The organism is Streptomyces sp. NBC_00631, from assembly GCF_045206895.1.
GTDB lineage: Bacteria > Actinomycetota > Actinomycetes > Streptomycetales > Streptomycetaceae > Streptomyces.
Genome location: NZ_CP107734.1, coordinates 7140421 through 7161084, shown reverse-complemented (window position 1 = coordinate 7161084; position 20664 = coordinate 7140421). Strand labels below are relative to the sequence as shown.

Below are 20664 nucleotides of genomic sequence, written 5' to 3'. Positions count from 1 at the left end.
TTCAGCCGACCTTGATCTCGTTGTAGACAGGGACGCTGAACGGGTTGAGGGCCACGTTCGACAGCCGCGTGGAGTACCCGGCGCTGCCGTTCTGGTACCAGAGCGGAATGGCGGCCATGTTGTCGCGGACGACTTCCTCGGCCTGCTGGAAGGTGGACACGGCCTTGGCGGTGTCGGTCTGGGCGTTGGCCTGGTCGACGAGTCTGTCGAAGTCCTGGTTGGACCACTTGCCGTCGTTGGAGGAGGCGTTGGTGTAGTAGAGCGGCTGGAGGAAGTTCTGGATGAGCGGATAGTCCATCTGCCAGCCCGCGCGGAACGGCCCGGTCATCTTGTGCTGCCCGATCTGGTTGCGGAAGTCGGCGAAGGTGCCGATCGGATTCCCGACGCATGCCTTGTCGTTGCCCAGTGCGTTGTTGATGGAGTTGCACACGGCGTCCACCCACATCCTGTGCGAGCCGGTGTCGGCGTTGTACGTGATCTTGAGCTGTCCGCCGGGCAGCCCGCCGCCCTCCTGGATCAGCCGTTTGGCCTCGGTGGGGTTGTAGTCACAGGCGCTCCCGCACAGCCCCTCCTTGAAGCCGCCGTCCGCGCCGAGCACCGGCGAGGTCCAGTCGGTGGCCGGGGTGCGGGTGTTCTGGAAGATGGTGTCGGTGATCTGCTTCCGGTTGATGGCCATGGACAGGCCGGTGCGGACCTTCTCCGCGCCGCTCTTGCTCCAGGCGCTGTCGTAGTAGGGGAAGGCGAGCGCCTGGATGATGCCGGCCGGGGTGTTGATGTAACGGTCACCGAGGTCGCTCTTGACGTTCTTCAACTGGGACGCGGGAACGTCGTCGACCAGGTCGAGGTTGCCGGCGATGAGGTCGGTGTAGGCGGTGTCGCTGTCCGTGTAGACCTTGAGGGTCACTCCGGCGTTCTGCGCCTTGTCGCTGCCGGGATAGCCGTCCCACGTCCTCAGGGCCATCTGCGAGCCCTTGGTGTACGACTGGATGCGGTACGGCCCGTCGCCGACCGGTTGCTCCAGCCAGCCGGCGTGGTCGGTGAAGAAGGACTGCGGGAGCGGGGCGAAGGCCGCGTAGCCGAGGGTGTCGGGGAAGCTGGAGAACTTCTGGTTGAGCTGGACGGTGAAGGTTCTGTCGTCGACGACCTTCAGGCCGGAGAGCGTGTCGGCGCTCTGCGAGCCGCCGGCCGGGTGGACCTTGTCGTAGCCCTGGATGTAGCCGAAGAAGTAGGCGTTCTTCTGGTTGTTCTTGAGGCTCGCTCCGTAGTTCCACGCGTCGACGAACGACTTGGCGGTCACCTTCTCGCCGTTGCTGAACGTCCAGCCGTCCTTGATCGTGATCGTGAAGTTCTGCGAGTCGCTCGTGTCGATCTTCTGGGCGAGCATGTCCGTCGCCTTGCCGGTCTTCGGGTCGTACTTCTTCAGGCCCCGGAAGATCATGTCGAGGACCTTGCCACCCTGGACCTCGTTGGTGTTGGCCGGCTCCAGGGGGTTCTGCGGGTCGCCCCAGGAGGAGCTGAGCACGCCGCTCTCGCCTCCGCCGCCCCCGCTGCCCCCGCCACCCCCACAGGCCGTGGCGGCGAGCGCCACCACCACCGCGCAGACCGCCCCTGGGGCGTGCGTGGCTGAACGCATGGCGTGCCTCCTCCGTGAAGGGTGATCGGCGGATCCGCAGATGATCCGCTATCGGTCAATATCGACCAAACAGGTCGATATCGCTCACCCACTGCCCCGAACGGAGGCCCCGCGGGGACCCCATGGGGACCTTTAGAGGGACACGTCACCCGATTGCGGACGACCCCCCGGGAGCCTCTGGAGGATCTTGCGACGACGGCGCAATGGATCTCCGCGCAACGATGCCGAAACGTTGGATTACGGACCGCCGATGTACGCATTTCGGCACCCACGCGTCCGCATAACGAACTCCTTGCCCGTTTCGCGCAGTTCGCCCGAACTAAAGCACGGTGCGATTACGAGGCGCTACCCGCGTAGCTACGGAACGGTCAAGCCCGAGTAAAGAAGGTAAAGACAAAACCAAGGCGCCCGAGAATTTATTGACCTTGAATGAATTGCGTTGAAAAAGTCCGGCGTAGCCCGTAGGGGAGTGTGCCCTGCGGAGTCATCAGACCCTCCCTTGGGCCAGGAGCACCATGACCCCCCCAACTCCATCCGCGGCTGCCCCGCTTGAGGTGACCGACGAGAGCGCCGAGAAGTCGATCACTTCTCCCGACTCGAAGGCCAGCGAGAGCAGGTCCCCGGGCCAGCTCGCGTGGCGCCGCTTCAAACGCGACCGTACGGGCGTCATATCCGCGGTCATCGTGATCTTCTTCTTCGTGATCGCGCTGGCCGCGCCGCTGATCTCCAAGCTGTACGGGAAGGATCCGTACACGACGTACGCGAGCCAGGACCCGAGCCTGCTGGACGCCTTCTCGTACCCGGCGGGCGCGAACGGCGGCATGAGCTCGCAGTTCTGGTTCGGCATCGAGCCGCAGCTGGGTCGTGACGTCTTCACCTTCCTGCTCTACGGCATCCGGACCTCGCTGGGCATCGCCCTGGCCGCCACCCTGATCACCACCGTCGTCGGCGTTGTGATCGGTGTGACCGCGGGCTACCTGGGCGGCAAGACGGACTACCTTGTCGGCCGGATCATCGACGTCGTGCTGTCGATCCCCTCGACGCTGTTCATCATCGCCTTCATGCCGGTGGTGTTCGGCCTGTTCGTCGCCGCCGACGACAACATCCCGACCTGGCTGCGGGCCGTCACGCTCATCTTCATGATGTCCTTCTTCGGCTGGGCGTCGATCGCCCGCCTGCTGCGCGGCCAGGTACTCGGTCTGCGCGAGCGGGAGTTCGTCGAGGCCGCCAAGGTGACCGGGGCGTCACCGGCGCGCATCGTGTTCAAGGAACTGCTGCCGAACCTGTGGACCCCGATCCTCATCCAGTCCACGCTCATGCTCCCGGCCTACGTGACCGCGGAGGCGGGCTTCGCCTTCCTCGGTGTCGGCATGATCGACCCGACTCCCGACTGGGGCGTCATGATCCAGCGAGGCGCCCAGTTCTACACCCAGGACTTCACCTTCATGCTCTTCCCGGGCCTGTCCATGGTGATCTTCGTCCTGGCGTTCAACCTGCTCGGCGACTCGGCGCGCGACGCGCTCGACCCGAAGTCCAAGCGCTGACCCATCTCTCATCTGCCGGTCCGGTCAACGTCGTCCGGCTGGTCCCGTCCCACCCATAAGGCAGGGTTGCTGTGTCTTTTTCCCGCAGAAACTTCATGATCGCCACCGGCGTGGTCGCCGCGTCGAGCACGGTGCTGACCGCGTGCGGCGGCGGCGGCAGCAAGTCGTCGGACAACAAGATCCCCTCGGTCAGCAAGGCCAAGCAGAGCAAGATCGCGGTCGGTACTAAGGCCGACTCGACCGGCCCGGCCCCCGAGGTCGCCGGCGCGGTCAAGGGCGGGACGATCTACGGGCTCGACCAGTTCGACATGGACCACCTCGACCCGGCCCAGATCTACGTCTCCACCGAGATCCTCATCACCACGCCGATCATGCGCGGCCTGACCGGCTACAAGCTCGACTCCAAGGGCGGCGCCACCCTCGTCGGCGACGTGGCCACGGACGCGGGCACCGCCAAGGACGGCGGCAAGACCTGGTCGTTCACGATCAAGGACGGCATCAAGTGGGAGGACGGCTCCGACCTCACCATGGATGACGTCCGCCACACCTTCGAGCGCCTCTTCGCCTCGTTCGTGACCGAGGGCCCGCGCTATGTCCAGCAGTTCCTGGTGGGTGGCGACAAGTACAAGGGCCCCTACGAGGGCAAGCACCTCGACTCCATCGAGATCGACGGCAAGACCATCACCTTCCGCCTGAACCAGGCTCGTGGTGACTTCAACTTCACGCTCGCCGAGCGCGCGTACTCCTTCGTGAAGAAGTCGAAGGACACCAAGGAGAAGTACGACAAGCAGCCGTTCTCCTGCGGCCCGTACAAGATCTCCGCCCGTGACATCGGCAAGTCCCTGACGTACACCCGCAACGAGCACTGGGACGCGGCGACGGACCCGATCCGCAACGCCTACCCGGACAAGTACCTCTTCCAGTTCGGCTTCGAGCTGCTGGCCTCGACCGACCGCTACATCGCGGACAAGGGCAACGACCAGTACACGATGTCGATCTTCAACGAGATCGCCCCGGAGCGGATCGCCACGGTCCTCACCAACGCGAAGCTCAAGCAGCAGGTGCTCACCGCGGTCGACACGGTCACCTACTACTGGCCGATCAACACCACCCGGATCACGGACGTCAAGGTCCGCCAGGCCATCAACTACGCCTGGCCGAACCAGCAGCTGCAGACCATCCGCGGCGGCGCGTCCACCAGCGAGATCGCCACCACGATCTTCAGCCCGGTGACGCCCGGTTACACCGACTTCGACCTCTACGGCAAGAAGACGAAGCCCGGCGGCGACCCGGCCAAGGCCAAGGCCCTCCTCAAGGAGGCCGGCAAGCTCGGGCAGAAGCTGGTCATCGCCTACCAGACGTCGGACAACGCGGTGAAGCAGGCCGTCGCGATCAAGAACGCACTGGAGGCCGCCGGCTTCACAGTCGTCAACAAGCAGATCGACAAGTCGACCTTCTACACCCAGATCGGCAAGATCGACAACACCTACGACCTGTTCGCGGCCGGCTGGAGCCCGGACTGGCCGGGCGGCTACTCGGTCTTCTACCCCTGCTGGGACGGCGACAACATCGGTGACGGGCGCAGCAACTACGCCCAGCTGAAGAACGCGAGCGTCGACAAGGCCATCGCGGCCGCCTCCCTGATCACCGACGCGGACGAGGCCAACAAGGCCTGGGGCGCGATCGACAAGCAGGTCATGGAGCTCGCGGCCTGCGTCCCGGACTACCACGCCATCCGCAACTGGATGCACGGTTCGAAGGTCGGCGGCTTCGTCTACGACGCGGGCAACACCGGCATCGCGCTCACGAGGCTCTACGTCAAGGCGTAGGCGCCACACGGCATCAGGGGGCGGCCCCACCGGGCCGCCCCCACCACCGGCTCCACACCCCTCACGCCCCGGCAACGGCGCCCCGTCCGGAAAGTCCTGACCCCATGTTCCGCTTCCTTGTCCGCCGTACGGTCGGCGCGCTGGTCATTCTGCTGATCATCAGCGCCATCACGTTCTGGCTCTTCTACGCCGTCCCGCGTGACCCGGCCATGATGTCCTGCGGCAAGAACTGCACGCCGGCCTCGCTGGCACAGATCCGGCACAACCTGGGCATCGACCATCCGATCCCGGTCCAGTACTGGTCCTGGCTCAAGGGCATCTTCGTCGGGCGTGACTACAGCGGCTTCGGGCACTGCAACGCGCCGTGCCTCGGCTACTCCTTCGCCAACAACGAGCCCGTCTTCGGCACAATCATGGACCGGCTGCCGCTGACCCTCTCGCTCGCCTTCGGCTCGGCCGTCATCTTCCTGACCTTCGGTGTGGGCACCGGCATGATCGCCGCGCTCAAGCAGGGCAAGTTCCTGGACAAGTTCGCGAGTTCGGCGTCGCTGCTCGGCTCCTCGCTGCAGATCTACTTCGTCGGCTACATCGCGCTGTACTTCCTGACCTTCAAGACGGGCATCCTCGACCAGCCCTCGTACACGGCGCTGACCGACAACCCCGTCCAGTGGTTCTCGGGCCTGCTGCTGCCGTGGATCGTGCTGTCGATCATCTTCACGGCCAACTACACCCGTATGGCCCGCTCCCAGCTGGTCGAGCAGCTCAGTGAGGACTACGTCCGCACCGCCCGCGCCAAGGGCCTCTCGGGTACGAACGTGTTCCTGCGCTTCGCCTGGCGCGGCGCGATGGGTCCGATCGTCACGCTGTTCGGCATCGACCTGGGCACGCTGATCGGCGGCGCGATCATCACCGAGCAGGTCTTCAGCCTCCAGGGCATCGGCCGCCTCGCGGTGACCTCTGTCAACCAGAGCGACCTGCCGATGCTGCTCGGCGTCACGGTGCTGTCCGCGGCCGCGATCGTGTTCTTCAACATCATCGTCGACGCCGCCTACGCCTTCATCGACCCGCGGATCCGGCTCGCCTGACCTCCGCCCCCACTCCCTACCTCTCGCATCACCCCCAGGAGCGTCCCCGTGACGAGCACCGATCAACAGCCGTTCCTCTCCGTCAAGGACCTCAAAGTCCACTTCTCCACCGAGGACGGCATCGTCAAGGCCGTCGACGGGCTCAGCTTCGACCTCGCCAAGGGCAAGACGCTCGGCATCGTGGGCGAGTCGGGCTCCGGCAAGTCCGTCACCAACCTGACGATCCTGGGTCTCCATGACCGCGACCGTACGGCGATCGACGGCGAGATCCTGCTCGACGGCCAGGAGCTCCTCACGGCCTCCGAGCGGACGCTGGAGAAGCTCCGCGGCAACAAGATGTCGATGATCTTCCAGGACGCGCTGGCCTCGCTGTCGCCCTACCACACCATCGGCACCCAGATCTCCGAGGTGTACCGCAAGCACACCGGCGCCTCCAAGAAGGACTCGCGGGCGCGGGCGATCGAGATGCTGAAGCGGGTCGGGATCCCGCAGCCGGACGTCCGGGTCGACGACTACCCGCACCAGTTCTCCGGCGGCATGCGCCAGCGCGCGATGATCGCGATGGCCCTCGTCTGCGACCCCGAGCTCCTGATCGCCGACGAGCCGACCACCGCGCTCGACGTGACGGTCCAGGCCCAGATCATGGACCTTCTCAAGGACCTCCAGCAGGAGTTCGGCACGGCGATCGTCTTCATCACCCACGACCTCGGAGTCATCGCCGACATCGCGGACGACGTCCTGGTGATGTACGGCGGCCGGTGCGTGGAACGGGGCACCAAGAAGCAGGTGCTCGGCAATCCGCAGCACCCGTACACGCTTGGCCTGCTCAACTCCATGCCGGCTCTGGACGGACCGGTCGACGTGCCGTTGTCGCCGATTCCCGGCTCCCCGCCCTCGCTGCTCAACCCGCCGTCCGGCTGCCGCTTCCACCCGCGCTGCGCGTTCGCGGAGAAGGTCCCGGGCGGCAAGTGCTCCAGCGTGAGCCCGGTACTCGAACTGACCGAAGGCCGCGGCTCCGCCTGCCACCTGGAACTGAGCAAGCGCGACGAGCTCTTCGCCGACTACGCGGCCATCGCCGGCCACAACTGACGGACACGAGACGGGACTTCACGACCATGAGCAACACCAACCCCCTCCTGGACGTCTCCGGGCTGACCAAACACTTCCCGATCAAGGGCGGCTTCCCGATCAAGCGGACCGTCGGCGCGGTGCAGGCGGTGGACGGCCTCGACTTCCAGGTCGCCGAGAGCGAGAGCCTGGGCCTGGTCGGCGAGTCCGGCTGCGGCAAGTCGACGACCGGCCGTCTGATCACCCGTCTGCTGGAGCCGTCGGGTGGCAAGATCACCTACCGCGGCCAGGACATCACGCACGCCAACCGCCGGCAGCTGGCGCCGATCCGGTCCGAGATCCAGATGATCTTCCAGGACCCGTACGCCTCGCTGAACCCCCGCCAGACGGTCGGCAAGATCGTCGCGGGCCCGATGGAGATCAACGACATCAACCCGGCCGGCGGTCGCGAGAAGCGCGTCAGGGAACTGCTGGAGATCGTCGGTCTCAACCCGGAGCACTTCAACCGCTTCCCGCACGAGTTCTCCGGCGGCCAGCGCCAGCGCATCGGGGTGGCCCGCGCCCTGGCCCTGGAGCCGAAGCTGATCGTCGCCGACGAGCCGGTCTCCGCCCTGGACGTCTCCATCCAGGCCCAGGTGGTGAACCTGCTCCAGAAGGTCCAGCGGGAGCTGGGCATCGCCTTCGTCTTCATCGCGCACGACCTCGCGATCGTGCGGCACTTCTCACAGCGCGTCGCGGTCATGTACCTCGGTAAGATCGTGGAGATCGCCGACCGCGAGGACCTGTACGACAACCCGCGTCACCCCTACACGCGGGCGCTGCTGTCCGCCGTACCCGAGGCGACGGTGGAGGTGGAGCCGCGCGAGCGCATCCGCCTGGTCGGTGACGTCCCGTCCCCGATCAACCCGCCGTCCGGCTGCCGCTTCCGCACCCGCTGCTGGAAGGCGACCGAGAAGTGCGCGACCGAGGCACCGCCGCTGGTCCAGGCCGACGGCAACAAGCCCGGCCACCTCACCGCGTGCCACTACCCTGAGGTGCGCGACGCGATTCCTGCCCCGCGCCTTGCCAAGGACCCCGAGGCAGCGGCCTGACACACCCCTTTCCGTCAGCCGCCGCCTACGGACGGACTTTCACCGGCCCATTGACCCGAGCCCTGAACGTCCGCTCCAGGGGAGCAAGGGCCCGCACCTCCCCAGGTGCGGGCCCTTCTCATTGCCGTTCGGCATCCTCAGGAAGCGGCAGTGGCTTCGAGGAGCTCGGGCCGGTCCGCATCCGGCGCGGCCCGCAGCGACCGCACCCCGGGAGACAGGAGCGCGGCGAGGGTGGCCGCGACGATCAGGATCGCGCAGACGATCAGCATCCGGTCGGTGCCGAAGGTGTCGGCGGCGGGTCCTGCCAGCGCGAGGCCGAGCGGAGCGAGGGCGAGCGAGCCGAACCAGTCGTAGGAGCTCACCCGGGACAGGGCTTCCTCGGGGACCTCACGCTGCATGGTGGTGGCCCACAGCACGCCGAAGAAGTCCAGGCTGACACCGGCGGTGAAAGCACCCGCGGCGACAGCCCACAGCGGCGCTCCGGCCCCGAGGAGGGCAGGCGGCAAGGCGGACGGGAGGGTGAACAGGACCGCCGCCAGGATCGGCCGGGTGACGCGCGCACGGGCCGCGATCCCGGCGCCCGCCACGGCCCCCAGCGCCTGCGCGGCCACCACCACCGACCACGCGCGGGCCCCGCCGAAGTGGGCACGCGCGGCCAGCGGCCCCAGTACGCCGGCGTTGGCGTTCGTGGCGGCCATCACCAGGGCGAACTGGACGACGACCACCCACAGCCACTGCCGGGAGGCGAACTCCCGCCAGCCCTCGCGCAGATCGGCCCAGCCCGAGGCGGACTTCCGTTGCCGACGCGGCAGCCGCAGGGAGGAGGTGAGCGCGGCGCTGACCACGAATGAAAGACCGTTGATGGCGAGCGCCCAGCCCGCGCCGACCCACGCGACCGTCACGCCCGACAGGGCCAGCCCCAGCAGGAGGGAGGTGTTGGTGCCGACCCGCAACAGGCCGTTGGCCCGCTGGAGGGCCCCGGACGGCACCAGCTGCGGGATGACCCCGTCCATCGCCGGCGAGAAGAGAGCGGTCGCGGTGCCCGCCGTGACGGCGAGCGCGCAGAGCGCGGCGACGGGGGCGTGGCCGCTGAGCACCATGGCCGCGAGTCCGCCGTAGGAAAGGGCGCCGAGCACGTCCGACACGGCCATCAGCGCGGAGCGGGAGACCCGGTCCGCGATCACTCCGCCCACCAGCACCAGCGCGAGCTGCGGGACCGCCTGGCAGGCGACGACGAGCGAGAGGCCGCCCGGGGTCGCGCCGGGCAGCGAGAGCACCGCGAAGGCCAGCGCGATCCGGGCGAACCCGTTGCCGAGGACGGAGATGATCCGGGCGCACGCGAGGCGCACGAAACCGGTGTTGCGCAACAGGGAAGGGGGGTGCTCAGCGGCAGACATGGACGCGCACCCTACGCCCTTGCCGCCTCGGGCCGGTCACCGTCACGCGCCCTTCCCGCCAAGTACGGATCACGGGTCAGGCTCCCCCGACCCGCGCCCAAGCCCCGCCGTTCACTCCCCGACGAACAACTCCGCAGCGTCCGTGACGTGCACCGCCCGCTGGGCCCAGGTTTCGAGCTGGTCCAGATCGGTACAGGCGCCCACCCGCTCGCGCACAGGGTCACTCACCGCGATCCCCCGCCACTCCAGAACACGCAACACCATCTCCGCACGCTCCTGAACACGCCCCTCCTCGCGCCCCTCCTCCCGCACCTGCTCCGCCAGCGGGTGCCGCCAGAAGTACTGCATCGCCGTCATCAGGTCCCTCCACATCTGCTTCGCCTGGGGATCGACCAGGCACGAGTCGACGAACTGCACGAACACCGCGGCACTGTCGCGGTCGATGGTCTTCAGGGCGGCTGCCAGCGACTCCAGTATGGCCGCAGCGTTCCGGCCCCGCCCGTGTGTCATGGCCGAAAGCACCGCAAGGGGTACGTCCTGTACCGCCTCCCGCTCATCCGCGATCACCGGCACGCTCTCCGGCCCCAGCACCAGCGGCCGCACGGTCAGCGACTCCCACCCCCGCAGGCCGAGCCTGATCGGCTGCGAGGCCCACCGCGCGGTCGCACTGCTCTGCGTGATCACGATGAGCACCGGCTCACACCGGTACTTCTCATACAGATACGACAGGTAGTACGGCCAGCTCCCTCGCTTACGGCCGTCTACCTCCCCCTGCGACTCGACCACCAGGCCGTGATCCACGAAAGCGGCCCTACGCCTCAAGGTGGCCGGACGCGACGCCTCCAGGGCCCAACTGACGCGCATCCTGGACATGTCCGAGGCCGACCATGTGATCGTTCGGGTCGTCCCGTTCGCCCTCGACGACTTCGCCGGCGCCGGCAGCAGCATGGTGCACCCGGGAGGAGCGGTCCCCCGGCTTTGGAGTCGCGGACGGATATGTGGGTCCCCCGGTGGGCAACTTCTACGCAGTCGTTTCCCTCGCCTCCGCCGGAGAATGACGACTTCTTCCACGCGGTGGGGGTGATCATGCCGATCCTCACAGCTCCTTGGCCAACTGATGAATGCATTCGCGCGATTGCAAAGCCCCCGCCAGAGCCACCCTCACCTTCCGCCGACGCGCCTTCGTCGCCTTCGTCGGCGCCCTGCAGGCCGTGGTCCGGGCCCCGGCGAACGGATGGCGGTCCGGGAACAGCAATGTCCACCCGTGCGCCGGAGCCGCTCCCGTCAGCGTGTCGACCGTCGTCCGGCCCGGTGCGTGGAACGCCAGGTGGTTCAGGCCCGGCCGCATACGGTCGTACCCGGCGCCGCCGCCCCGCATCGCCGGTGGTCGCTCGACCACCACGTACGTCTCCCCCAGCCGCCGGCTCCGCCCGTCCGGCCAGTTCTGGTACGGCGTCCAGCCCAGGCTTCCCAGCAGCCAGCCCCAGGAGCCCGTCGCCCGGTCCAGGTCCGGCACCCACAGCTCTATGTGATCAAGCACCTGCAGTCCGATGGAAGTTGATAGAAGTTCAAGAAGAAGGCCGTTCCTGACCCTGTGTTCAACATCATGTGGCACACTGCCGCGGTGGTCGATCATTCGTACGCGGATCTCTCGCTCGCCGCGCTCTACGACAGCCTCAACCCGTGGGGGCCGGGTGACGACTTCTACCTGGACCAGGTGATGTCCGCATCGTCCGTACTCGATGTCGGCTGCGGTACCGGGCGGTTGCTGCGCGGGGCGCGGGCCGAAGGGCACGAGGGGCGGCTGATGGGGCTGGAGCCGGCCGCGGCGATGCTCGTGCAGGCGCGTCGGGCCGAACCCGGTGTCGAGTGGGTGCTCGGTGATCTGCGTACCCGCCGCTGGGAGGGCCACGGCTTCGATCTCGTCGTGATGACCGGTCACGCCTTTCAGGAGCTGCTCGGCGACGAGGAGTTGCGCGCCGCGCTGACCGCCGTACGCACCGCCCTCTCGCCCACCGGGCGGTTCGTCTTCGAGACGCGTAATCCCACCGCGCGGACCTGGGAGACATGGACGCCGGACCGCGTGCACCACGCCACCGCCCCGGACGGCCGTCAGGTCCGCGTCTGGCACGAGGTCGACGGTTCTCCGGTCGGGGACCGGGTGACCTTCACGGAGACGTACGAGGGTGGAGCCTTCGCGCACCCCCAGGTATGCCGCTCCACCCTCCGTTTCCTCGCCCCCGACGCCCTCGCCGGCTTCCTGGACGCTGCCGGTCTGGAGGTCGTCGAACAGTACGGCGACTGGGCGCGCGGGCCGGTCACCTCGGGGAGCCCGGAGATCATCACCGTCGCGCGGCAGGGGTAGGACGGTTACGGCGGTCCGGCGGCCGCCGCGGTGAAGCGTGCCCCGAGTGCCGCGACCGCGGTGCGCAGTTCCTCGCCGCCCTCGACCCGGAAGGCGAACGGCACCCTCGCCAGCCACTCCTGTGCGTACATGTCAGGGTTGCGGGTGCTGCCGACCAGCACACACCGGTCGTCCCCGAGGGTCTCGACCCGTCCCATGGGCGGCCGGATCCACGGGGCCACCTCGGCCAGGGGGGCGTCGAAGACCACGCGGGTGGAGAGCTCCCAGCCCAGGCCGAGGTTCTCCTCCAGCACCGCGACCGGGTCGAGCCCCTCGGGTGGATCGAATCCGTGTGGGGTCGGCCGGACCTCGCGGACCCGGTCGACCCGGTAGGTGCGGATCCCGTTCACGCGGTGGGAGTGGCACAGCAGGTACCAGCGCCCGTAGCGGACGACGAGGGACCAGGGATCCACTTCCTCCTCCCACTCGTCGCCGGCCTCGCTGCGGTACCCGACCGAGATCCGGCGCCGGGCCGCGACGGCGTCGACGAGTTCGCTGGTGACGGCCGGGTCCGGACGCGTCGCATACGGGTCGGGCGCGGCCGACGCGTGCTCCCGCAGCAGGGCCGCCTGGTGGCCGACGCTCTCCGGCAGTGCCTTGACGACCTTGTCCAGGGCGGTGCCGACCAGATCACCGGAGTCGTCGGCGTCGGTCACGGCCGGCTGGCGGCCGAGCACCGTCATCACCAGTCCCAGCGCCTCGGCCTGTGTGAAGTGCACCGGTGGCAGTCGTGTCCCGCGCCCCAGCCGGTACCCGCCGTGCGGCCCGCGGGTCGACTCCACGGGGATGCCCGCCTCCCGCAGGATCCCGACGTACCGGCGCGCGGCCCGCTCCGTGACGCCGAGCCGCACGGCGAGTTCACCGGCCGTCGTACCGGGGCGGGCCCGGAGTATCTCCAGGGTGCGTATCGCTCGCGCGGTGGGGCTGAGGTCGTTCGGCACGGGAGCAGGCTAAGCGCTCCGCTGGAAGTGCCGCGATGCGCCGTCGTTCGTCCACGGCATCGTCGTGGCTGGTCGCGCGGTTCCTCCCCCAGCCTTCGGCCGGGGATACCCCCAGCGCCTCTTCGGGGTGCCGCCGAGCGGCAGCGGGCTCACCCGACCCGCTTGGTCCGCGCCGCCGGAGCCCGGCCGACGACGGAAGGACAATCCGGCAGTGGATCGTCCGGATCTCCTTCTACGGTGAGGCTCCTGAAGCCGGAGAAGGGGAACTGACCATGGATATTCTGCTCGTCGGCGGCCTGTGGCTGGACGGATCCGTGTGGGGCGGCGTCGCGTCCGCGCTGGAGCCGCTGGGGCACCGCCCGGTGCCGATCACACTCCCCGGTCAGGGGGACGGCTCCGCGTCCGCGACGCTCGACGACCAGGTGGCCGCGGTGCTCGCCGCGGTCGACGCGGCGCCCGGCAGGGCCGTGGTGGTGGGCCACTCCGCCGCCTGCACCCTGGCCTGGCTGGCCGCCGACCGGCGGCCGGAACGGCTGGCCGGGGTCGTCCTCATCGGTGGCTTCCCGTCCGCCGACGGTCAGCCGTACGCCGACTTCTTCGAGGTACGCGACGGGGTCATGCCGTTCCCGGGCTGGGAGCCGTTCGAGGGGCCGGACGCCGCGGACCTCGACGAAGCCGCCCGGCGTGAGTTCGCGGCTGCCGCGATCCCGGTGCCCGTGGGCGTGTCCAGGGGTGTGGTGCGGCTGACCGACGAACGGCGGTTCGACGTCCCGGTGGTCGTCGTGTGCCCGGAGTTCACGCCCGCGCAGGCACAGGAGTGGATCAAGGGCGGAGACGTCCCGGAGCTCGCCCAGGCCAAGCACGTCGATTTCGCCGACATCGACTCGGGTCACTGGCCCATGGTCACCCGGCCCACCGAGCTGGCCCGGATCCTGGCCGCGGCGGCGGGCACGGACTGACCGGCCCGCCACCGTCCGGCAGGAGAGGGCTACTCCCCCTCCAGCGCCACCAGCGCCGGATCCAGCACGATGTCCTCGTCGCGGGCCTCCGTCGTCGGGTCCTCCGGGAAGTGACAGGCCGTGAGGTGGCCCTCGTGGTTGCCGGAGAGCTGGATCAGCGGGGGTTCCTCCGCCGCGCACTTGTCCTGGGCCTTCCAGCAGCGCGTGCGGAAGCGGCAGCCGGACGGCGGGGAGATCGGGGACGGGACGTCGCCGGCCAGGCGGATGCGTTCGCGGCCGACCGCGTCCGGCTCGTCCGTGAGGTTGACCTCCGGTACCGCCGAGAGCAGGGCGTGGGTGTAGGGGTGGCGGGGGCGGCTGTAGATCGCCTCCCGGTCGCCCACCTCGATGATCTTGCCGAGGTACATCACCGCGACGCGCTGCGAGAAGTGCCGCACGATCGCGAGGTCGTGCGCGATGAAGAGGAACGCGATGCCCAGCTCCCGCTGGACCTTCTGGAGCAGGTTCACCACCTGGGCCTGGATGGAGACGTCCAGGGCGGAGACCGGCTCGTCGGCGACGATCAGCTTCGGCTCCAGGGCCAGGGCGCGGGCCACCCCGATGCGCTGCCGCTGGCCACCGGAGAACTCGTGCGGGAAGCGGTTGTAGTGCTCGGGGTTGAGGCCGACGATCTCCAGCAGTTCCCTGACGCGCTTCTCACGGCCGCCGTCCGGCTCGATCCCGTTGATCTCCATCGGGCCCGAGATGATCTTGCCGACGGTCTGGCGGGGGTTCAGCGACGAGTACGGGTCCTGGAAGATCATCTGTATCTCGGAGCGGATCGGCGCCAGCTGCCTGCGTGAGGCGTGACCGATCTCCTGGCCGCGGTAGCTGATCGTGCCGCTCGTCGGTTCCAGCAGGCGGGTGATCAGCCGGCCGGTCGTGGACTTGCCGCAGCCGGACTCGCCGACCAGGCCGAAGCTCTCGCCCACCCCAACGGTCAGGTCGATGCCGTCCACGGCCTGGACGTGCCCGACCGTGCGCCGGATCGGGAAGCCGCCCTTGACCGGGAAGTACTTGGTCAGGCCGGAGACCTCCAGCAGCGGTTCGCCGGCAGTCGCCTCGCGCGGGGCGGGAAGGACCATGTCCTGGGTCATGACGTGTCGTCTCCTAGCCCAGACGGGGCTTGATCTCTTCGATGAAGATGGTGCGTTTCTGGTCCGCCGTGAGGTGGCAGGCCGAGGATCGGTCGGGGCCCAGCAGCGGGCGTTCGGTGACGCAGCGGGTGCCGCCGACCCGGTCCTGGAAGGTGCAGCGGGGGTGGAAGCGGCAGCCTGAAGGCGGGGTCAGCAGGGAGGGCGGGGTGCCGGGGATCGGGTGCAGCGGCGTGTCCAGGTCGGAGTCCAGGCGCGGCATCGAGTTCAGCAGGCCCCAGGTGTACGGGTGCTGGGGCGCGCGCAGGACCTCGTCCGTCGTGCCGCGCTCCACCGCGCTGCCCGCGTACATCACCATGATGTCGTCGGCCATGTCGGCGATCACCCCCAGGTCGTGGGTGATGAAGATGATGCCCGATCCGAACTCCTGTTGCAGGTCCTTGAGCAGGTCCAGGATCTGCGCCTGGACGGTCACGTCCAGGGCGGTGGTCGGCTCGTCGGCGATGAGCAGGTCGGGGTCGCAGACCAGGGCCATCGCGATCATCGCGCGTTGCCGCATACCGCCGGAGAACTGGTGAGGGTAGTCCCTCGCCCGCTCCTTCGGGTTGGGGATGCCGACCTTCGCCAGCATCTCGACGGCCCGGTCCCAGGCCGCCCGCTTGGAGGCGCCCCGGTGTTTCATGAACGGCTCGGCGATCTGCCGGCCGACGGTGTAGTACGGCGACAGCGCGGTGAGCGGGTCCTGGAAGATCATGGCGGCCTTGTTGCCGCGCACCTTCTCCAGCTCGGACTCCCGGGCGGTGATCAACTCCTGGCCGTCCAGCAGGATCTCGCCCTCGACCGTGGTGAACTGGGGGTTGTGCAGGCCGAGAATGGTCAGGTTGGTGACCGATTTCCCGGACCCCGACTCGCCGACGATCCCGAGCGTCCTGCCCCGCGCCACGTCGAACGACAGCCCGTCCACGGCCCGTATCACGCCGTCCTCGGTCTTGAAGCTGACGTGCAGGTCCCGCACCGAGAGGAAGGCACCCGCGTCGGCCGGTGCGGGGGTGCCGGCGTCCTTGGTCAGAGTGGTCACGACAGTTCTCCTCTTACCCGGCCTAGGCCAGCCGGACGCGCGGGTCGATGAACGCGTAGGCCGCGTCGACGATGATGTTGAACAGCAGGATCATGGCGGCTGAGAACAGCATCACGCCGAGGAGCAAGGGCAGGTCGCTGAAGAACACGGACTGTACGGCGAGTTGGCCGAGACCCGGCAGACCGAAGGTGTTCTCGGTGATGATGGCGCCGCCGAGCAGGGAGCCGAGGTCGATACCGAAGATGGTGACGATCGGGATCAGCGAGCCGCGCCAGGCGTAACGGAAGAAGACGTACTGCCGGGACATGCCCTTCGCGCGGGCCGTGCGGACGTGCTCCTCCTGGAGCTGCTCGATCATCGACGAGCGCGCCATACGGGTGTACTGCGCTGCGAAGATCGTGGACAGCACCACCCAGGGGATGATCAGCCCGGTGAACCAGGTGACGGGATCTCCGGTGAAGTTGTTGTACGCCGGTTTGTCGAACCAGTGGGTCTGGTAGACGAGGACGGCGAGCGCGAGCGGGCCGAGGAAGTAGATCTGCATGGAGCTGAGCACCATGGCTCCGGCCGTGGCGGTCTTGTCGATCAGCGTGCCGCGCTTCCAGGCGGCCAGGAGACCGGTGCCGAGACCGATGATCAGGAAGCAGACCGCACCGCCCAGCGTGAGGGAGACCGTGGTGGGCAGCCGGTCCATGAGCGTCTGCCAGACGAGGTCGTTGGTGTGGTACGAGTACCCGAAACAGGGGGCGGGGCAGGGGCCCTGGTCGAACTGGTTGCTGCCCAGTACCAGGTTGTGCAGGAAGATCCAGTACTGCTCGGGGATCGGCTTGTCCAGGCCGAGCACATGGTGGATGTTCGCGAGCGACGTCGGGTTGCACGTCTTGCCGCACATCAGCAGGGCCGGGTCCCGGGGCATCCCGAAGAACAGCAGGAACGTGACGATGCTCAGCAGGAACAGGATGACGATCGCACCGAGGGTCCGGCGGACGAGGAAACGCAGCATGACAGGGGCAGCTCTCTCGCGTCTGCGGGCCGGGCGGTACCCGGTACGTCCTGAACCGCGCGGGGCGGACGGACGTACCGGGTACCGGACCGACGGCGGCGGTTACTTGATGTAGAGGCGACGCGGGTCGATGCCGCCGATCACGTTGTCGTAGACGAGCCCGCCGACCTTGGAACCGGCGATCTGGACCTGCTTGTAGTACGCGGTCGGGACGACGTTGACGACGTCGGTGAGCAGGTACTTGTCGATCTTCTCCCAGGCCGCGGCCGACTTCGCCGGGTCGGTGATCGCGTTGGCGGCGTCGATGTCGGCGTCGACCTTGGGGTCGTTGACGTGCGAGTAGTTCGCCGAGCCGTCGGCGACCGCCCGGCCGTCGTACAGCGGCGGGATCACGGTCGAGGCGGACGGCCAGTCGGCACCCCACGCGGAGTGGTAGATGTCGTAGTTGTTGTTGACCTTGCCGATCTGGTCGTAGTACGTCTCGGCCGGGATCTCCTGGCGCTGGACGTTGAAACCCGCCTTCTTCAGGCCCGCCGCCATGGCGGTGGAGTACTGCTGGCCCTCGGGGGTGTTGATGTAGCCGAAGGTCAGCTTCATGCCGACCTTGCCGGCCTCCTGGAGGAGCTTCTTGGCCTTGACGGGGTCACCGGCGGGCTTCGCCTTCTTGCCGAACGGGTCGAACGAGGAGTCGTACCCGGTGACGGTCGGGGAGATCAGACCGCCGGCCACCTCCATGGCGTCGCTGCCGCCGTAGGCGCGGATGAACGGCGTGATCGGCAGCGCGTACGCGATGGCCTGGCGGATCTTCTTGTCCTTGATGTGGTTCATGTTGATGTTCATCTGGCCCACGTACGGCTGGTAGCCGGCGACCGTGCGGGACTTCAGGGTCGCGTCGCTGAGGACCTTGGAGAGGTTGCCCGCGTCGACCTGGTTGTTGAAGCTGACGCCGGCCTGGTCGGCGCCGCTGTCCGCGAGCAGTGCCTTGGTGGACGTCTCGAACTGCTGGTTGAAGGTGAAGTCCATCTCGTCGACGTACTGGTTGCGGATCGGGTCCGTCTTCGGGTCCCAGTTGGTGTTCTTCACGAGCACCATCGACTTGCCGGACTTGAACGACTGGATCTTGTAGGGGCCGCTCGTGACCGGGTTCTTGTCGTACTTCGCCTGGGTGTCGCCCTTCTTGGACACCACCGCGTAGCCCGCCATGGCGAGCGCGTAGGGCAGGTCCGGGTGGGGGGTCTTGAAGTGGAAGACGATGGTCTTGGCGTCGGGCGTTTCGAGGACGCTGTCGGGCAGGTGCTTGCCCTTGTACGGGCCGTCCGGCAGCAGCTTGCGGTAGTCGGCGCCCGTGGTGCCGGCGAGCCACTGCTGGAGGTAGGTCGGGCCCTGGTTGATGAACGGTGCGAAGAGCCGCTCGAAGGTCTGCCGGAAGTCCGCCGACGTGATGGGCGTGCCGTCGGCGAACTTGATGCCGTCCTTCAGGGTGTACTTCCAGGTCTTGCCGCCGTCGGTGGTGGTGCCGGAGTCGGTCGCGAGGTCACCGACGACCTCGTGGCCCACGCCCTTGGCGTCGGTCGACTTGTAGCCCGTGAGTCCTCTGTGGATCAGCGTGGCCAGCGATCCCTCGTCGGAGACGTAGATCTGGGCCGGGTCGAGGTGCGCGTAGCTGTCACGCTGGAGCACCTCCAGCTTGCCGCCGGTCTTGGCACCCGGCACCGCCTTCGCGGGCCCCGTGGAGTCCGCCGCGTCGCCGAACTTGATGGCCGCCTGCTGTGCCTTGGCGTTCTTCTGGTCCTGCTTGTTGTTGTCGCTCGCATCGCTGCCCCCCTTGCTGCAACCGGTGAGCACGAGAGCTCCGGCCGCGAGCGCTGAGACCGCCGTGTATACGTGGCGTCCGCCCCTACTCATCACTGAAATTTCCACCTATCTCCGTGTCACCGGTACACAAACGGGAATTGCCGTGCGGTATCCGGGCGAGGACGCCCACGATCAGTCGGTCAGCGCGCCGTCTTGGGGTCGAAGGCGTCGCGGACCGAGTCCCCGAGCAGGTTGAAGGCCACGATGAAGATGATCATCGAGACGCCGGGGAAGAACATGTAGGTGATGTCGTTCTGCAGAACGAGCTCGGTCGATGCCTTGGAGAACATCTGGCCCCAGTCGGGGGTCGGTTCGACCACGCCGACGCCCAGGTAGGACAGGCCCGCCTCGATGGTCACGAAGCTCGGCAGGAGGTATGTGGCCTGCACCAGCAGGGGCGTGACCACGTTGGGCAGGATCTCCCTGCGGATGATCCGCCACGCGGACGCCCCGCTGACCCGGGCCGCCTCGATGAACTCCCGTTCCCTGATGGACAGAGTCGTACCGCGCAGGATGCGGGCGAGACTCATCCAGCCGAGCACCCACTGGACGACGATCAGTGCGACCACACGCACATAGGTCGGCGTCTCGTCACGCGGGCTGACGAAGAGCGAGACCACGACCGGCATGCTGGCGATGAAGAACAACTGCGAGGGGAAGGCGAGCAGGAAGTCGATCAGCCGGCCGATCCAGTAGTCGGTCCTGCCGCCGAGGTAGCCGGCCGTGACGCCGAGGAGGATGCCGGTGAGGACCACCGCGACGGTCACCGCGAGGGAGATGAACAGCGAGGTCCGGATGCCGTAGATCAGCTTGGTGAACACGTCGTAGCCGTTGCCGGGTTCGAGGCCGAACCAGAACTCGCTGCTGATGCCGCCGTTGGGCTGCACCGGCACACCCGCGCTGTCGAAGAGTTCGGGGCGTTCGTCTGCGTACACGGTGTACGGGTTCTTGCCGTACAGCTTCGAGATGAGCGGGGCGAACAGGGCGATCAGGAAGAAGAAGCCCACGACGTAGGCGGAGATGACGCCGGTGCGGTCGCGCTTGAAGCGCAGCCACATCAACTGGCCCGGGGACCGGCCGGCAAGCTGTTTGGCCTCGGCCTTCGTGTCGGGCTCCGGTCCGCCGTCCATGACGACCGACCGTCCGCCACCCTCAATGTCCGTAGGACTTGTCACAGTTCGTCCAATTCACAGGTGTGGGTGTGCCGAACCGGCGGCCGGCACGGGTGCGCGACCGCTGTGGCATGATCCGATGAGGCGTGATCCGATGAGGCGTCAGGGCATGACCGCATGAGCGGCAATGCCGCAGCCGGACGCGCGTAGGCGAGCGACGGCGCTACGCGGCCGGCCGCCGCCTCAGGACCAACCGCCGGACGAACAAGGGCAGTCGGACGCAACGGCCGGGACGCACGGCGCGGACGACGATGGAACCCACCTGGTGCCTGTGACACTGCACATGGGACTTCTCCTCATGACTTCACGTGTTCGCCAACAGGAGGTTTCCGTCCATACCCTCCGACACCCCTGACGGAGGGTCAGACACCCCCTGATGCTCGTGAGTCGGGCGCTGTCCCCACAGCGCGAGACCCATTGACCCGAGCGCTACGCGGCTAACTATCTGCCATGAGCCAGGTGCCGACCACTGT

Annotated in this window: 17 protein-coding genes and 2 pseudogenes; 8 read left to right on the top strand and 11 right to left on the bottom strand. The window is 67.9% G+C overall.

Features of this window, described 5'->3' with window-relative positions:
* Position 1 precedes the first annotated feature (1 nt).
* Positions 2-1633, bottom strand: coding sequence for an ABC transporter substrate-binding protein (locus OHB00_RS33055; protein WP_406440212.1), 1632 nt, complete (start codon positions 1631-1633; stop codon positions 2-4).
* Between the two features lie 515 nt (positions 1634-2148).
* On the opposite strand from OHB00_RS33055, the gene OHB00_RS33050 reads away from it, so the two are divergent.
* The 5 genes from OHB00_RS33050 to OHB00_RS33030 all read left to right on the top strand — a co-directional run bounded on the left by OHB00_RS33050 (position 2149) and on the right by OHB00_RS33030 (position 8250).
* Complete coding sequence (locus OHB00_RS33050) at positions 2149-3177, top strand: ABC transporter permease (RefSeq protein WP_406440211.1); 1029 nt, start codon at positions 2149-2151, stop codon at positions 3175-3177.
* Positions 3178-3272: 95 nt separating this feature from the next.
* A complete protein-coding gene (locus OHB00_RS33045; RefSeq protein ID WP_406440209.1) occupies positions 3273-5006 on the top strand; it encodes an ABC transporter substrate-binding protein in 1734 nt (577 codons plus the stop codon).
* A gap of 104 nt (positions 5007-5110) precedes the next feature.
* Positions 5111-6091 carry an ABC transporter permease gene (locus OHB00_RS33040; RefSeq protein WP_406440207.1) on the top strand — a complete coding sequence of 327 codons (981 nt, stop codon included), beginning with the start codon at positions 5111-5113 and terminating at the stop codon, positions 6089-6091.
* Between the two features lie 48 nt (positions 6092-6139).
* Positions 6140-7180 carry an ABC transporter ATP-binding protein gene (locus OHB00_RS33035; protein WP_406440205.1) on the top strand — a complete coding sequence of 347 codons (1041 nt, stop codon included), beginning with the start codon at positions 6140-6142 and terminating at the stop codon, positions 7178-7180.
* 26 nt (positions 7181-7206) lie between these two features.
* On the top strand, positions 7207-8250 hold the full coding sequence (locus OHB00_RS33030; RefSeq protein WP_406440203.1) for an ABC transporter ATP-binding protein: 1044 nt from the start codon (positions 7207-7209) through the stop codon (positions 8248-8250).
* A 137-nt stretch (positions 8251-8387) separates the two neighbouring features.
* Here OHB00_RS33030 and OHB00_RS33025 read toward each other — a convergent pair whose 3' ends face one another.
* Positions 8388-9647 carry an MFS transporter gene (locus OHB00_RS33025; protein ID WP_406440201.1) on the bottom strand — a complete coding sequence of 420 codons (1260 nt, stop codon included), beginning with the start codon at positions 9645-9647 and terminating at the stop codon, positions 8388-8390.
* Positions 9648-9758: 111 nt separating this feature from the next.
* On the bottom strand, positions 9759-10448 hold the full coding sequence (locus OHB00_RS33020; protein ID WP_406440199.1) for a hypothetical protein: 690 nt from the start codon (positions 10446-10448) through the stop codon (positions 9759-9761).
* 22 nt (positions 10449-10470) lie between these two features.
* On the opposite strand from OHB00_RS33020, the pseudogene OHB00_RS33015 reads away from it, so the two are divergent.
* Positions 10471-10536, top strand: a pseudogene (locus OHB00_RS33015) (hypothetical protein); the annotation flags it as partial.
* An 88-nt stretch (positions 10537-10624) separates the two neighbouring features.
* Here the strand turns inward: OHB00_RS33015 and OHB00_RS33010 are convergent.
* Positions 10625-10735: pseudogene (locus OHB00_RS33010) on the bottom strand (DUF397 domain-containing protein); the annotation flags it as partial.
* 8 nt (positions 10736-10743) lie between these two features.
* Entirely contained in the window at positions 10744-11283 is a 540-nt protein-coding gene (locus OHB00_RS33005; RefSeq protein WP_406440197.1) for a VOC family protein, read from the bottom strand.
* Between OHB00_RS33005 and OHB00_RS33000 the strand changes: the two genes are divergently transcribed.
* Positions 11272-12012, top strand: a complete 741-nt coding sequence (locus tag OHB00_RS33000) for a class I SAM-dependent methyltransferase (RefSeq protein WP_406440195.1) — start codon at positions 11272-11274, stop codon at positions 12010-12012. The genes OHB00_RS33005 and OHB00_RS33000 overlap by 12 nt on opposite strands.
* A gap of 5 nt (positions 12013-12017) precedes the next feature.
* On the opposite strand, the gene OHB00_RS32995 is transcribed toward OHB00_RS33000, so the two are convergent.
* Positions 12018-12992 carry a helix-turn-helix transcriptional regulator gene (locus OHB00_RS32995; protein ID WP_406440193.1) on the bottom strand — a complete coding sequence of 325 codons (975 nt, stop codon included), beginning with the start codon at positions 12990-12992 and terminating at the stop codon, positions 12018-12020.
* 272 nt (positions 12993-13264) lie between these two features.
* Here OHB00_RS32995 and OHB00_RS32990 point away from each other — a divergent pair, with 272 nt between their 5' ends.
* Positions 13265-13951 (top strand): alpha/beta fold hydrolase, encoded by a 687-nt coding sequence (locus tag OHB00_RS32990; protein WP_406440191.1) that lies wholly within the window; start codon positions 13265-13267, stop codon positions 13949-13951.
* 29 nt (positions 13952-13980) lie between these two features.
* On the opposite strand, the gene OHB00_RS32985 is transcribed toward OHB00_RS32990, so the two are convergent.
* The 5 genes from OHB00_RS32985 to OHB00_RS32965 all read right to left on the bottom strand — a co-directional run bounded on the left by OHB00_RS32985 (position 13981) and on the right by OHB00_RS32965 (position 20194).
* Positions 13981-15087, bottom strand: coding sequence for an ABC transporter ATP-binding protein (locus OHB00_RS32985; protein ID WP_406440189.1), 1107 nt, complete (start codon positions 15085-15087; stop codon positions 13981-13983).
* Positions 15088-15100: 13 nt separating this feature from the next.
* On the bottom strand, positions 15101-16162 hold the full coding sequence (locus tag OHB00_RS32980) for an ABC transporter ATP-binding protein (protein ID WP_406440187.1): 1062 nt from the start codon (positions 16160-16162) through the stop codon (positions 15101-15103).
* 22 nt (positions 16163-16184) lie between these two features.
* Positions 16185-17165 (bottom strand): ABC transporter permease, encoded by a 981-nt coding sequence (locus OHB00_RS32975; RefSeq protein ID WP_406440185.1) that lies wholly within the window; start codon positions 17163-17165, stop codon positions 16185-16187.
* A gap of 102 nt (positions 17166-17267) precedes the next feature.
* Complete coding sequence (locus OHB00_RS32970; RefSeq protein WP_406440183.1) at positions 17268-19070, bottom strand: ABC transporter substrate-binding protein; 1803 nt, start codon at positions 19068-19070, stop codon at positions 17268-17270.
* Between the two features lie 89 nt (positions 19071-19159).
* The gene (locus OHB00_RS32965) at positions 19160-20194 is read right to left on the bottom strand and encodes an ABC transporter permease (RefSeq protein WP_406440181.1); all 1035 of its coding nucleotides are present in this window, start codon (positions 20192-20194) and stop codon (positions 19160-19162) included.
* Positions 20195-20664 lie beyond the last annotated feature (470 nt).